Source organism: Mycobacterium sp. PS03-16, from assembly GCF_004570325.1.
GTDB lineage: Bacteria > Actinomycetota > Actinomycetes > Mycobacteriales > Mycobacteriaceae > Mycobacterium.
This window is the reverse complement of record NZ_SPQO01000020.1, coordinates 1-13917: the sequence shown is the minus strand read 5'-3', so window position 1 is coordinate 13917 and position 13917 is coordinate 1. Positions and strand designations below refer to the sequence as shown.

The following is a 13917-nucleotide window of genomic DNA, read 5'->3' as shown; positions in this document are numbered from 1 at the left end:
GCAGTCACGGGCGAGGACTCCGCCGCGCGCGTCACCGAACTGCTCGCCGCCGCCGTCGCGGCCGTCGGAGGCGCCGAACGATCGGGTCAGGTCGAGATGGCCCGGGCCGTGGCGCGCGCATTCGACTCCGGCGAGCACCTCGCGGTGCAGGCCGGCACCGGCACCGGCAAGTCGCTGGCCTATCTGGTGCCGGCGATCGCCCATGCGGTGGCGGCCGAGGAGCCGGTGGTGGTGTCCACCGCCACGATCGCGCTGCAGCGCCAGCTCGTCGACCGCGACCTGCCCCGGCTCGCCGATGCGCTGACCGGCGTACTGCCCCGCCGCCCCGAGTTCGCGCTGCTGAAGGGCCGCGGTAACTACCTGTGCCTGAACAAGGTCCACGGCGGCGCAGGCGCGCCGGACGGGCCTGACGACCGTCCGCAGGAGGAGCTGTTCGACGCGGTCGCGGCCACCGCGCTGGGCCGTGACGTGGCCCGGCTGACCGCGTGGGCGTCCGACACCGAGACCGGGGACCGCGACGAGCTCAAACCCGGTGTGCCGGAACGCAGCTGGCGGCAGGTCAGTGTGTCGGCGCGCGAGTGCATCGGGGTCAGCCGCTGCCCGTACGGCACCGACTGCTTCGCCGAGAAGGCCAGGGAGAAGGCCGGCCATGTGGACGTGGTGGTGACCAATCACGCCCTGCTGGCGATCGACGCGATCTCCGATGCGGCGGTACTGCCCGAACATCATCTCGTGGTGGTCGACGAGGCGCACGAACTGGCCGACCGGGTCACCTCGGTGGCGACCGGTGAGCTGACGGCCACCGCACTGGGGGTGGCGCACCGGCGCGCCGCCCGGCTGGTCGACGCCGAACTCGCCGACCGGTTCGAGGCCGCGACCGCGACGCTGGCCTCGGCCATCCACGATGCCGCACCCGGCCGCATCGACCGCCTCGACGACGAACTGGCCACCTACCTGACCGCACTGCGCGACGCCGCAGACCGGGTGCGCTCGGCCATCGACACCGCGCCGACCGATTCGAAGGCCGCCGCGGCGCGGACCGAGGCGGTCACCGCGCTCACCGACGTCAGCGACACCGCCTCGCGCATCGTCGACTCGTTCGTCCCGGCCATCCCTGACCGCACCGACGTGGTGTGGCTCGACCAGGAGGGCCAACCCGGATCGGCCCGGGCCGTGCTGCGGGTGGCGCCGCTGTCGGTGGCCGGGCTGTTGCGCACCCGGCTGTTCGACCACACCACCACGGTGCTCACGTCGGCGACGCTGACCGTGGGCGGGACGTTCGACTCGATGGCCCGGGCGTGGGGGCTGGCCGAGACGACATGGCGCGGCCTCGACGTGGGATCGCCGTTCGAGCATGCGAAGTCGGGGATCCTCTACGTCGCCGCGCATCTTCCGCCGCCGGGCCGCGACGGCACCGGTTCGGCAGAGCAGCTCGATGAGATCGAGGCGCTGATCACCGCGGCCGGCGGACGCACGCTCGGGCTGTTCTCGTCCATGCGAGCGGCGAAGGCCACCGCCGAGGTGATGCGCGGCCGGCTCGACACGCCGGTGCTGTGTCAGGGTGAGGACACCACGGCCGCACTGGTGGCGCGCTTCGCCGACGATCCCGAGACGTCGCTGTTCGGCACGCTGTCGCTGTGGCAGGGCGTCGACGTGCCGGGCCCGTCGCTGTCGCTGGTGCTGATCGACCGGATCCCGTTCCCGCGCCCCGACGACCCGCTGCTGACCGCTCGCCAGCGCGCCGTCACCGCGCACGGCGGCAACGGGTTCATGGCGGTCGCCGCCTCGCACGCCGCGCTGCTGCTCGCCCAGGGCGCAGGCCGACTGCTGCGCCGCGTCGACGACCGCGGCGTCGTGGCCGTCCTCGACTCGCGGATGGCCACGGCCCGCTACGGGGGCTATCTGCGGGCCTCGCTACCGCCGTTCTGGGCGACCACCGACCGGGACCGGGTGCGCGCCGCGCTCGAACGCCTCCGCGGCGGCGCCTGACCTCACTATTGTCGACGACGTCCCGCGCGTGCCGCCCCGGCCGCCGGCGGATCCGAGGGAGGCGGCTGGGCATGAGCCGACGCCACACGGTGGGCGCCGCGATCGCCGCGGTCGCACTGACGGCGACCGCGGGCTGCGCGACGGTCGTCACGGGCCGTCCGGTGTCGGTGTTCGACGACCCCTTCAAGGTCGCGGGGATGGCCGCCACCGACGGGCCGACCGGTCTGCGCCCGGATGCACGAGAACCGTCGCGCGACGTCTCCTCCTCCGACGGCGGCCAGATCGACTCGCTCGCCGCCTCCGCGATCAGCGACATCGAGGACTTCTGGCGCGAGGCGTATCCGCAGACCTTCGACGGTGCGGAGTTCACCCCGGTCGACGACGTGATCTCGTGGGATTCCGGCGGTTACGACGGCAGGTTCTGCGGCACCGACACCTACACGTTGGTCAACGCGGGATTCTGCCTCGACGACAACACGATCGGTTGGGACCGCGGCGAACTGCTGCCCGCGCTGCGCGCCGCCAACGGCGACCTCGGTGTGGCGATGGTGCTCGCACACGAATACGGTCACGCGATCCAGCATCAGGCCGGCCTGAACCGGCCGGACACCCCGGTGCTGGTCTCCGAACAGCAGGCCGACTGCTTCTCGGGCGCCTACATGCGGTGGGTGGCCGAGGGTTCGTCGCCGCGGTTCACGCTGAACACCGGCGACGGCCTCAACGGCATCCTCGCCGCGGTCATCGCCTTCCGCGACCCACTGTTCGCCGAGGGTGACGAACTGGCCGGCCTCGACGAACACGGTTCGGCGTTCGAGCGGGTCTCGGCGTTCCAGTTCGGCTTCACCGACGGGCCGGCGTCGTGCGCGGCGATCGATCTGCGCGAGATCGACCAGCGGCGCGGCGATCTACCGGTGCTGCTCCCGGAGGACCAGTCCGGTGAGCTGCCGGTCACCGAGGATTCGGTGCGGTCGATCGTCGACGCCATGAACATCGTGTTCGCCCCGGAGCGTCCGCCACGGCTGTCGTTCACCGCGGGCGACGCCGAGCGGTGCCGCGACGCGCGGCCCAGCCCGCCGGTGTCGTACTGCCCGGCCGCCAACACGGTCATCGTCGACCTTCCCGAACTCGAGGCGATGGGCGCCCAGCAAGAGGGGCCGGAGGGCGACGGGCTCGCGACCGGCGACAACACCGCCTACTCGGTGCTGATGTCGCGGTATCTGCAGGCCGTGCAGCGTGAACGCGGGCTCGACCTCGACAGTGCCGAGGCGGCGCTTCGCACCGCGTGTCTGACCGGGGTGGCCACCACCGAACTGTCCCGCGACGTCACCACCCCCGACGGGAACACCATCGCGCTGACCGCGGGCGACCTCGACGAGGCGGTGTCGGGCATCCTCACCAACGGCCTGGCCGCCAGCGACGTCAACGGCGACTCGGTGCCCTCGGGGTTCTCCCGCATCGACGCGTTCCGGATCGGGGTGCTCGGCGACGAACAGCGCTGCCTGACCCGCTTTCCCTGAAGCGGCTCACACCACCTTCGTGGTGCCGTACCAGGCCAGCACCGCCTCGGACATGTCGGTGGTGTGGGTGAGCAGCGCGTAGGAGCGGATGAACGACTGCCCGACGCAGCCGTCGATGTTCACCCGGAAATTGGTCACCTTGACCCACGGCGCCGCCCCGGTGAACTCCTTCTCGGTCACCTGGACCACGTTGACGAAGCCCGGCTTGAGGCCGATCGTGATGCCCCCGCCGATGTTGCCGCCGATCACCGGGCCGATCCCGTCGGGCAGCGGCGAGATGACATCGGTGCCGATGATGCCGATGTTCGGGTTGAACCCCGCGGTGCCGGTCAGGGAGACGCCGTTGGACGTGCTCATGTCGATCCCGCAGCCGATTTCGTAGCCGACCTCGAGGACTCCCCGCGGCGGCTCCTGGCCCTCCGGCCCGGTCAGCTCACCGGCGAAGGTGCCGCCGACCACGTACTCGCGTGAGGACAGCGCCGTGGTCAGCGGATTGCTCACCGCCTGCGTCTCGTCCCGGGCGGACAGCGTGAGGGTCCACCCGTCCGGGGTGTCGGTGGTGACCGGCGGGGTGGACACCACGGCGCCGTCCGGAAGCGGTGGTGGGGGCGGCACCGCCCCGGGTGCGGGCGCGTCGGCGACGACCGGCTCCACGTCGGGCTGCGCCGACGCCGTGACCGGTAGGGCGGCGCCCACCATCGCGCAGGCCGCCACCACCGAGATACCGCGACGCAACCGCGCCCGAGACGCCACCGCCCACCCCCCACCGAAGAAGCTAGATCACCTAACGGAGGAACCTACCGGCCGGGCGGCGCGGCGGTGCGTGTTCGCGGAATCTCCTCGGCCGTCAATCCGGCATACGCAACACGAACCCGGACTCCAGCGCCACCCACACCGCACCGTCGCGGTCGACGGCCAGCCCGTGCGGTTCGCTGCCCCGCGGCAGGTCGATGGTGACCACGTCGCCGTCGGCGGTGACGCGCGCGAGCTGGTCGGCGCCCCACAGGCTCACCCACACCCCGCCGCGCGGATCGGCCACCACGGCGTGCGGTTTCCCGGGCAGGTCCATCTCCTGGACCGCGTCGTCGAGCGGGATGCGTCCGAGCCGCTCCGCGGTGATCTCGGTGAACCACACCGCATCGTCGTGGGTGGCGCAGATGCCGACCGGACCGGCCCCGGGCGTGGGCAGTTCCCGCACGGTCAGCCCGTCGCCCGGTTGCAGGCGGCCGATCGCGTTGCCCTGATTGAGCGTGAACCACAGCGCGTCGTCCGGACCGCGGGTGATCATCGAGGGCGTGCCGCCGACCGACGGCCAGCCGCTGAGCTCACCGTCGACCGTGATGCGCCCGACGCCCCCGGCGGTCATCTCGGTGAACCACAGCGCGCCGTCCGGTCCGACGCAGATCCCGAAGGGGCCGCTGCCCTCGGCCAGCGCGTGGTCGCGCAACTCACCCGTGGTGGTGATGCGCCCGATCCGGTCGTCCCCGGTTCGGGTGAACCACAGCGCGCCGTCCGGACCGGCGGTGATCTGGGCCGGCCGCGATCCGGCGCCGACGGCGAAGCGGTCGACGGATCCGTCTGCGGCGACCCTGGCGATGGCGCCGTCGTGGATCAGCGTCACCCATATCGCCCCGTCCGGCCCGGCGGTCAGCGCGTACGGGCCGCCGTCGATCGCGACCTTGCGGGCCGCGCTCACGCCAGCGTGACCAGGCCCAGCTCGTTGTCCGCGGCCAGCAGCGGATGGTGCGGCAGCACCCGCACGGTGTAGCCGACCGGCCCGGCCACCGGCAGCGGCGCGGTGGTGGAGAACACCTCGCTGCCGCCGTCCGCGCTGCCGGTGTGCGTCATCGCCACCGTGGTCGGCTCCAGCAGCGTGTCGCCGGCGTCGACGCGTCCGAGCACCGCCTGCACCGACACCTCGTCGGGCCGCAGCCCGGCCAGGTGCACGGTGGCGGTCAGCGTCAGCTCGGAGCCGAGCAGCGGGGTGTCGGGCAGGCCGTAGCTGTCCACATCGCTGATCTGGATCTTCGGCCACGCCTCCTGGGCCCGGCGCCGATAGTCGGCCAGGGCGGCGGCCGGCGCGAACGCCTCACCGTCCACGGCCTCCACGGTACGGCGCAGCGACTGCGCGGCGGGCGCGTAGTACTTCTCGGTGTAGTCGCGCACCATCCGCGAGGCGAGCACCTTGGGACCGAGCGCCTTGAGGGTGTGGCGCACCATCTCCACCCAGCGGATCGGCACACCGTGCTCGTCGCGCTCGTAGAACTTCGGCGCCACCGACCGTTCGATCAGGTCGTAGAGCGCAGCGGCCTCGAGGTCGTCGCGGCGCGCCTCGTCGGTCAGGCCGTTGGCGGTCGGGATCTCCCAGCCGTTCTCCCCGTCGTACCACTCGTCCCACCAGCCGTCGCGGATCGACAGGTTGAGCCCGCCGTTGAGCGCACTCTTCATCCCCGACGTGCCACACGCCTCCAGCGGCCGCAGCGGATTGTTCAGCCAGACGTCGCAGCCGTAGTAGAGCTGGCGCGCCATCGACATGTCGTAATCGGGCAGGAACGCGATGCGGTGGCGGACGTCGTGACGGTCGGCGAACCGCACCACCTGCTGGATCAGCGCCTTGCCGCCTTCGTCGGCGGGGTGAGACTTTCCCGCCACGATCAGCTGCACCGGACGTTGTTCGTCGAGAAGCAGCTTGCGCAGCCGCTCCGGATCGCGCAGCATCAGCGTGAGCCGCTTGTAGGTGGGCACCCGGCGGGCGAACCCGATGGTCAGCACGTTCGGATCGAAAGCCGTTGCGATCCACCCGAGTTCGGCGTCTGCGGCACCACGTTCGGCCCAGCTGCGGCGCAGTCGCGCGCGGACGTCCTCGACGAGCGCGCGGCGCAGTTCCGATCGGATCCACCACAGGTGGCCGGGGTCGACCTGGTGCAGGCGCTCCCAGGTTTCGGGTTCGCTCAGCGAGCTCAGGTCGGCGGTGCCGAGCAGTTCGCGGCCGAGTTCGAGCCACTGCGGCGCCGCCCAGCTCGGTGCGTGCACACCGTTGGTGATCGAGCCGATCGGCACCTCGTTCGCGTCGAAGCCCGGCCACAGCTCGTTGAACATCTCCCGGCTGACCCGGCCGTGCAGCAGCGACACCCCGTTGGCCCGCTGCGCCAGCCGCAGGCCCATGTGCGCCATGTTGAACTTGGTCGGGTCGTCCTCGGCGCCGAAGCCGATGATCCGGTCCAACGGGACGCCCGGGAGCAGCCGCGAGCTGGCCCCGGACGGACTGCCCGGCGGGTTGCCGAAGTACCGCTTGACCATCTCGACCGGGAAGCGGTCGATGCCGGCGGGCACCGGCGTGTGGGTGGTGAACACCGTCGAGGAACGCACCACGGTCAGCGCGGTGTCGAAGTCCAGCCCGGCGTCGACGAGTTCGCGGATGCGCTCGGCCCCGAGGAACCCGGCGTGGCCCTCGTTCATGTGGAAGACCTCGGGCGACGGGAGCCCCTCGATCTCGGTGAACGCGCGGATCGCGCGCACGCCGCCGATGCCGGCCAGGATCTCCTGCTTGATCCGGTGCTCCTGGTCGCCGCCGTAGAGCCGGTCGGTGACGCCGCGCAGGTCGTGCTCGTTCTCCGGGATGTCGGAGTCGAGCAGCAGCAGCGGGATCCGGCCCACCTGCGCCACCCACACGCGCGCGCGCAGGGTGGCTTCGTCGGGCATCGCCAGCTCGACGAGCACGCATTCACCGTCGGCGCGGGTGAGCAGCCGCAGCGGCAGCCCCTGCGGGTCCAGCGACGGGTAGTTCTCGTGCTGCCAGCCGTCCGCGGTCAGCGACTGCCGGAAGTAGCCGGAGCGGTAGTAGAGGCCGACCGCGATGAGGGGGAGCCCGAGATCGGACGCCGACTTGAGATGGTCACCGGCGAGGATGCCGAGGCCGCCGGAGTAGTTGGGCAGGACCTCGGCGACACCGAACTCCATCGAGAAGTACGCGATGCCGTTGGGCAGCGCCTGTCCCTGCTCGAGCTGCTGCTGGTACCACAGCGGCCGGCTCAGGTAGTCGTCCAGATCGGCGGCCAGCTGGTCGAGGCGCCGCAGGAACTCCTCGTCGGTGGCGAGTTCGTCCAGCCGGCGGGGATTGACACCGCCGAGCAGCGCCACCGGGTCGCAGCCGAGTTGCTGCCACAGGCCGGGATCGATATCGGCGAACAGGTCCTGGGTGGGTTTGTCCCACGACCAGCGGAGGTTGATCGACAACCGCTCCAGTGCGGCCAGCCTCTCGGGAAGGTGGGCACGGACGGTGAACCGGCGCAGGGCTTTCACGTGGCCTTACCTTACTGACTTATCGGCGCGCCGCAGCGTTCCTCTGATCTCGTGGCCCGCTTCGGGTTGGGCGGCGCACTACGGTGGGTACAGGGCACGGAGAAGGTCCCAGATCCAACCGACAGTGGTCACGCCGACGACGCTCGTGGCTGCGCTGAGCGAAGGAGTGGTGGTGGCCGGCCGTATCGGAATCGATGACGTCCAGCCCGTCGTATCCGGCGGGAGATACCCCGCCAAAGCGGTGGTGGGGGAAGTGGTGCCGGTGAGCGCCACGGTCTGGCGGGAGGGTCACGACGCCGTCGCGGCGACGTTGGTGGTCCGCTATCACGGCACGGCGTACCCCGAGTTGGGCGAGACGCCGGTGCCGCGCGGCAGCGGCACCGATCCCGTGCCGATCCAGGATCTCGTGACACCGTCTCCGCGGGTGAAACCGCAGGCGCTCCCGATGGCCCAGGGCCGCACGCCGGACGTGTTCCACGGTCAGTTCGTGCCCGACGCGGTCGGGCTGTGGACCTACCGGGTGGACGGCTGGGGCGATCCGATCGCGACGTGGCGCAAGGCCGTCACCGCCAAACTCGACGCCGGGCAGAGCGAGTCCGAATTGAACAACGACCTGCTGGTCGGCGCCCGCCTGCTCGAGCGCGCCGCCACCGGCGTCCCGCGCCAGGACCGCTACCCGCTGATCCAGGCCGCCGAGCGGTTGCGGGAACCGGGCGACCCCTTCGGCCGCGCAGGCGCGGCCCTGTCCGACGAGGTGACGTCGCTGCTCGCGCAGTATCCGTTGCGCGAATTGCTCACGCGCGGTGAGCAACACGGCGTCTGGGTGGACCGTCCGCTGGCCCGCTTCGGCTCCTGGTACGAGTTCTTCCCGCGGTCGACCGGCGGCTGGGACACCCACGGCAATCCCGTGCACGGCACGTTCGCCACGTCGATCAAGGCACTCCCCCGCATCGCCCGGATGGGCTTCGACGTGGTGTACCTGCCGCCGATCCACCCGATCGGCAAGGTGCACCGCAAGGGCCGCAACAACAGCGTCACCGCCGCCCCGGACGACGTCGGATCACCGTGGGCGATCGGCAGCGACGAAGGCGGCCACGACGCGGTGCATCCGGACCTCGGGACCATCGCCGACTTCGACGAGTTCGTCGCGGCCGCCCGCGACGAGGGCCTCGAGGTGGCACTGGACCTGGCGCTGCAGTGCGCACCGGACCATCCGTGGGCGCGGGACCATCCCGAGTGGTTCACCGTGCTGCCCGACGGCACGATCGCCTACGCGGAGAATCCACCGAAGAAGTACCAGGACATCTATCCGCTGAACTTCGACAACGACCCGGTCGGCCTGTACAACGAGGTGCTGCGGGTCGTTCGATTCTGGATCTCCCACGGCGTCAAGGTGTTCCGCGTCGACAACCCGCACACCAAACCGCCCAACTTCTGGGCCTGGCTGATCGGGGAGATCAAGAACGAAGACCCGGACGTGCTGTTTCTGGCCGAGGCGTTCACCCGGCCGGCGCGCCTGTACGGGCTGGCCAAACTCGGCTACACGCAGTCCTACACGTACTTCACGTGGCGCACGTCGCGCGCCGAACTCACCGAGTTCGGGGAGCAGATCGCCGAGCACGCCGACGAGGCCCGGCCCAACCTGTTCGTCAACACGCCCGACATCCTGCACGAGAGTCTGCAGCACGGCGGTCCCGGCATGTTCGCGATCCGCGCCGTGCTGGCGTCCACGATGAGCTCGGTGTGGGGCGTGTACTCGGGGTACGAACTGTTCGAGCACCGGCCGGTGCGCGAAGGCAGCGAGGAGTACCTCAACTCCGAGAAGTACGAGCTGCGCCCACGCGACTTCGAGGCCGCGCTGGCCGACGGGGAGTCTCTCGAACCGTTCATCACCCGGCTCAACGAGATTCGCCGCGTACACCCCGCACTGCACCAGCTGCGCACCATCACGTTCCACTACCCGGACAACGACGCCATCCTGGCGTACAGCAAGTTCGATCCGGTGTCGGGCGATCAGGTGCTCGTGGTGGTGACCCTCAACCCGTTCGCCGCGGAGGAGACCACGCTGTGGCTGGACATGGGCGCACTGGGTATGGAGGCCTATGACCGGTTCTGGGTGCGCGACGAGATCACCGGGGACGAATACCAATGGGGTCAGTCGAACTATGTGCGCCTGGATCCCGCCCGCGCGGTGGCCCACGTGCTGAACATGCCGCAGGTCCCCGCCGACCGACGACTCAACCTACTGCGTAGGGAGTGAACACGATGACGCAGATCAACCAAGAAGCGAGCGCGCACCTGCGGCCGCACACCTCGGACCTGAACCGGCTGCTGGCCGGCGAACACCACGATCCGCACTCGGTGTTGGGCGCGCACGAGTACGACGACCACACCGTGATCCGCGCCTACCGTCCGCACGCGGTCGAGGTGGCCGCGGTGGTCGGCGGCGAGCGCCACGTCTTCACCCACGTGGAGGCCGGCCTGTTCGCGGTGGCGCTGCCGTTCACCGGGCTGATCGACTACCGGCTCGAGGTCAGTTACGACCACGGCGGCGACCAGCCGCACGTGCACCGCACGGCCGACGCCTACCGGTTCCTGCCCACGCTGGGCGAGATGGACCTGCACCTGTTCGCCGAGGGCCGCCACGAACGGCTCTGGGAGGTGCTCGGCGCGCACCCGCGCAGCTTCGAAACCCCCGACGGTGTGGTCGAGGGCGTGTCGTTCGCGGTGTGGGCGCCCAACGCCAAGGGCGTCACGCTGATCGGCGACTTCAACCACTGGGAGAGCAACGAGGCGCAGCTGCGCGTCCTCGGCTCGACCGGGGTGTGGGAGCTGTTCTGGCCGGACTTCCCGGTCGACGGTCTCTACAAGTTCCGCATCCACGGCGCCGACGGCGTCGTCACCGAACGCGCCGACCCGATGGCCTTCGCCACCGAGGTGCCGCCGCAGACCGCGTCACGGGTGACCCAGAGCGACTACACCTGGAACGACGACGCCTGGATGACCAAGCGGGCCGCGCAGAACCCCGTCTTCGAGCCGATGAGCACGCTCGAAGTCCACCTGATGTCGTGGCGGCCCGGCCTGTCGTACCGCGAACTGGCCGACCAGCTCACCGAGTACGTGCTCGAGCACGGCTTCACCCACGTCGAGATGCTGCCGGTGGCCGAGCATCCGTTCGGCGGCTCCTGGGGGTACCAGGTCACGTCGTACTACGCGCCGACGTCGCGCCTGGGTACGCCCGACGATTTCCGGTACCTGGTCGACCGGCTGCACCAGGCCGGCATCGGCGTGATCGTGGACTGGGTGCCCGCGCACTTCCCGAAGGACGCGTGGGCCCTGGGCCGCTTCGACGGCACCGCGCTCTACGAGCACGCCGATCCGCGCCGCGGTGAGCAGCTCGACTGGGGTACCTACGTGTTCGACTTCGGCCGGGCCGAGGTGCGCAACTTCCTGGTGGCCAACGCGCTGTACTGGCTGCAGGAGTTCCACGTCGACGGGCTGCGGGTCGATGCGGTGGCCTCGATGCTCTACCTCGACTACTCCCGTCCCGAGGGCGGGTGGACGCCGAACATCTACGGCGGCCGCGAGAACCTCGAGGCGGTGCAGTTCCTGCAGGAGATGAACGCGACCGTGCACAAGGCCACCCCGGGCATCGTCACGGTGGCCGAGGAGTCGACGTCGTGGCCCGGCGTCACCCGCGCGACGAATCTCGGCGGGCTGGGGTTCTCGATGAAGTGGAACATGGGCTGGATGAACGACACGCTCGCGTTCATCAGCCGCGATCCCATCCACCGCAGCTACCACCACCACGAGATGACGTTCTCGATGCTCTACGCCTTCAGCGAGAACTACGTGCTGCCGATCAGCCACGACGAGGTCGTGCACGGGAAGGGCACGCTGTGGGGCCGCATGCCCGGTGACGACCATCGCAAGGCGGCGGGGGTGCGCCAGCTACTGGCCTACCAGTGGGCACATCCGGGTAAGCAGCTGCTGTTCCAGGGCCAGGAGTTCGGCCAGCGCGCGGAGTGGTCCGAGGAGCGCGGCGTCGACTGGTATCAGCTCGACGAGAACAGCTACTCGGGCGGCATCCTGCGCATGGTGTCGGACATGAACCGCATCTATCAGAGCCGGCGGGCGCTGTGGTCGCACGACACCAAGCCCGAGGGCTATTCCTGGATCGATGCGAACGATTCGGCGAACAACGTGCTGAGCTTCCTGCGCTACGGCGACGACGGTTCGGTGATGGCGTGCGTGTTCAACTTCTCCGGCTCCGAGCACGGCCGCTACCGGCTGGGCCTCCCGCACGCCGGTACCTGGCGTGAGGTGCTCAACACCGACGCGACCGATTACAACGGCGCAGGCATCGGCAACTACGGCGCCGTGGAGGCCACCCACGAGCCGTGGCATGGCCGTCCGGCATCGGCGGTCATGACGCTGCCGCCGCTGTCCGCGCTGTGGTTCGAACCGGTCCCCGCGACCGACAGCGCCGACGCGCCTGTCGAGCAGGAGCCCGCGACCGACCCGCCGATGTCCTAGCCGCTGCCGACCGGGTGTGCGGTTTCGTACGCGACTCGCCATGGCGGCCGTACGGAACTGCACACCCGTCGAGGCATCGGGGGGACGCGTCAGTACAGCGCGTTGGCGAGCTTGCGCCGGCCCGCGATCACCTCGGGGTCGGCCGGGTCGAACAGCTCGAACAGCTCGATCAGCCGCGTCCGGACCTTCGTGCGGTCATCGCCGGCGGTCCGCTTGACCAGCGTGATCAGCCGGTCGAACGCAGGCTCGATCTGCTGCTGGAGGATTTCGACGTCGGCGGCGGCGAAGGCGGCGTCGATGTCGTCGGGGGCGGCGTCGGCCACCGCGACCGCGTCGGGCCGCTGTGCGGTCGCACGCTGCAAGAACCCGATCTGGCGTACGGCCCCCTTGGCCTCGGCGTGGTTGGGCTGCGCGTCGAGGATGGCCTGATAGGCGCTCAGCGCAGCGTCGAAGTTGCCGGCGTCGAGGTGCTCACGCGCCTGCGCGACCGCGGGGTCGACCTCTTCGGCCTCGTCACCCCCGGGTGCGCCGGACAGCTTCCCGGCCGTGGCGTTGAGCAGCGAATCCACCCAGCGGCGCAGCTGGTCGGGTGGCTGCGGGCCCTGGAAGCTCGAGATCGGCTGACCGGCGGCCAGCGCGACGACGGTCGGCACCGCCTGGACGCCGAACATCTGCGCCACCCGCGGTGTGGTGTCGACGTCGACCGTCGCCAGCGACCACTTGCCGCGGTCGGCCACGGCCAGGTCGGCCAGCGTCTGGCCCAGCGCCACGCTGGATTCGCTGCGCGGCGACCACAGCAGCACGACGACGGGGACCTGGCTGGAGCGGACGAGCACCTCGGCTTCGAGGTTGGCCTCGGTGACCTCGACGCCGCCGGGTCCGCCGGCGCCGGCACCCGGTGCCGACGGCTCCGAGGTGGCCCGCTGTTTGAGTGCGGACAGATCAACCGCACCGGCCAGTGCGGGCCCGATGGAAGGTCGTGGACGTGTCACACGCCCAAGTCTGTCACGTCGTTTCCGGTGCCGTCCGGCCTGGCCGAGTCAGCGCCGAGGCGGCCCGCGTCTGGCCTGCCCGGCCGGTGCGATCGACCCATATGAGGAAGATCACAGTGCCGAGCGGGACGATGCTGGCCAGCAACGCCAGCAACCACGTGCCGAGGCCCCATTTGAAGGCGAGCCCGGCGACGATGGCCGCGACCACGAACGCCACGAAGATCCCGCCGTGGATCGGGCCGAACACCTTCACCCCGATCTCGGTGCGCGGGCTGCCCAGGTACTTGAAGTACATGCCGATCAGGAGGCCGACCCAACTCACTGCTTCGAGCAGGCCGACGAGACGAAGCCACCCAGCGGCGGTGCGGAGGTCGAATGCGCCAGTCATGGCCGCCATTGTGCCCGATCCGGCGGCCAGCTACTACATAGCGTCGTAGCGTCGCCGTGCTCAGCGGCGCAGGATGAGGGCGTCGCCCTGGCCGCCGGCGCCGCACAGCGCCGCGACGGCGTAGCGGCCACCGGTGCGCCTGAGCTCCAACGCCGCATGCAGCGCCACCCGCGCACCCGACATCCCGATCGGA

The 13917-nt window shown here is 70.6% G+C and carries 9 protein-coding genes and 1 pseudogene; 4 read left to right on the top strand and 6 right to left on the bottom strand.

The genetic code is table 11. The features are described 5' to 3' along the window. The first annotated feature begins 39 nt into the window (after positions 1–39). Both E4P42_RS17130 and E4P42_RS17125 read left to right on the top strand, forming a co-directional pair. Positions 40–1989, top strand: coding sequence for an ATP-dependent DNA helicase (locus tag E4P42_RS17130; protein ID WP_135127275.1), 1950 nt, complete (start codon positions 40–42; stop codon positions 1987–1989). A 71-nt stretch (positions 1990–2060) separates the two neighbouring features. Continuing rightward, positions 2061–3506, top strand: coding sequence for a neutral zinc metallopeptidase (locus tag E4P42_RS17125; RefSeq protein ID WP_135127274.1), 1446 nt, complete (start codon positions 2061–2063; stop codon positions 3504–3506). A 6-nt stretch (positions 3507–3512) separates the two neighbouring features. Here the strand turns inward: E4P42_RS17125 and E4P42_RS17120 are convergent, their stop codons facing one another. The 3 genes from E4P42_RS17120 to glgP all read right to left on the bottom strand — a co-directional run bounded on the left by E4P42_RS17120 (position 3513) and on the right by glgP (position 7808). Next, positions 3513–4205, bottom strand: coding sequence for an MspA family porin (locus E4P42_RS17120; protein WP_135127350.1), 693 nt, complete (start codon positions 4203–4205; stop codon positions 3513–3515). A gap of 148 nt (positions 4206–4353) precedes the next feature. Further along, positions 4354–5202, bottom strand: coding sequence for a virginiamycin B lyase (locus tag E4P42_RS17115; protein WP_135127273.1), 849 nt, complete (start codon positions 5200–5202; stop codon positions 4354–4356). Beyond that, positions 5199–7808, bottom strand: a complete 2610-nt coding sequence (glgP, locus tag E4P42_RS17110; protein ID WP_135127272.1) for an alpha-glucan family phosphorylase — start codon at positions 7806–7808, stop codon at positions 5199–5201. Before glgP ends, E4P42_RS17115 begins: the two co-directional genes overlap by 4 nt. A gap of 172 nt (positions 7809–7980) precedes the next feature. Here glgP and E4P42_RS17105 point away from each other — a divergent pair, with 172 nt between their 5' ends. Together E4P42_RS17105 and glgB are read left to right on the top strand one after the other, a co-directional pair. After that, positions 7981–10068 carry an alpha-1,4-glucan--maltose-1-phosphate maltosyltransferase gene (locus tag E4P42_RS17105; RefSeq protein WP_135127271.1) on the top strand — a complete coding sequence of 696 codons (2088 nt, stop codon included), beginning with the start codon at positions 7981–7983 and terminating at the stop codon, positions 10066–10068. A 5-nt stretch (positions 10069–10073) separates the two neighbouring features. Further along, a complete protein-coding gene (gene glgB / locus E4P42_RS17100; protein WP_135127270.1) occupies positions 10074–12344 on the top strand; it encodes a 1,4-alpha-glucan branching protein GlgB in 2271 nt (756 codons plus the stop codon). Positions 12345–12433: 89 nt separating this feature from the next. Here glgB and E4P42_RS17095 read toward each other — a convergent pair whose 3' ends face one another. From E4P42_RS17095 to E4P42_RS17085, 3 genes and pseudogenes are all read right to left on the bottom strand, one after another. Then, the gene (locus tag E4P42_RS17095) at positions 12434–13336 is read right to left on the bottom strand and encodes a tetratricopeptide repeat protein (RefSeq protein WP_135127269.1); all 903 of its coding nucleotides are present in this window, start codon (positions 13334–13336) and stop codon (positions 12434–12436) included. Between the two features lie 13 nt (positions 13337–13349). Next, entirely contained in the window at positions 13350–13733 is a 384-nt protein-coding gene (locus E4P42_RS17090) for a DUF3817 domain-containing protein (protein ID WP_135127268.1), read from the bottom strand. A gap of 51 nt (positions 13734–13784) precedes the next feature. Further along, positions 13785–13917: pseudogene (locus E4P42_RS17085) on the bottom strand (acetyl-CoA C-acyltransferase); the annotation flags it as partial.

Excerpts from the sequence above, each read along its gene's own strand:
- E4P42_RS17125 (WP_135127274.1), top strand. The coding sequence starts at position 2,061 with ATGAGCCGACGCCACACGGTGGGCGCCGCGATCGCCGCGGTCGCACTG.
- E4P42_RS17120 (WP_135127350.1), bottom strand. The coding sequence starts at position 4,205 with ATGGTGGGCGCCGCCCTACCGGTCACGGCGTCGGCGCAGCCCGACGTG.
- glgB (WP_135127270.1), top strand. The coding sequence starts at position 10,074 with ATGACGCAGATCAACCAAGAAGCGAGCGCGCACCTGCGGCCGCACACC.
- E4P42_RS17090 (WP_135127268.1), bottom strand. The coding sequence starts at position 13,733 with ATGGCGGCCATGACTGGCGCATTCGACCTCCGCACCGCCGCTGGGTGG.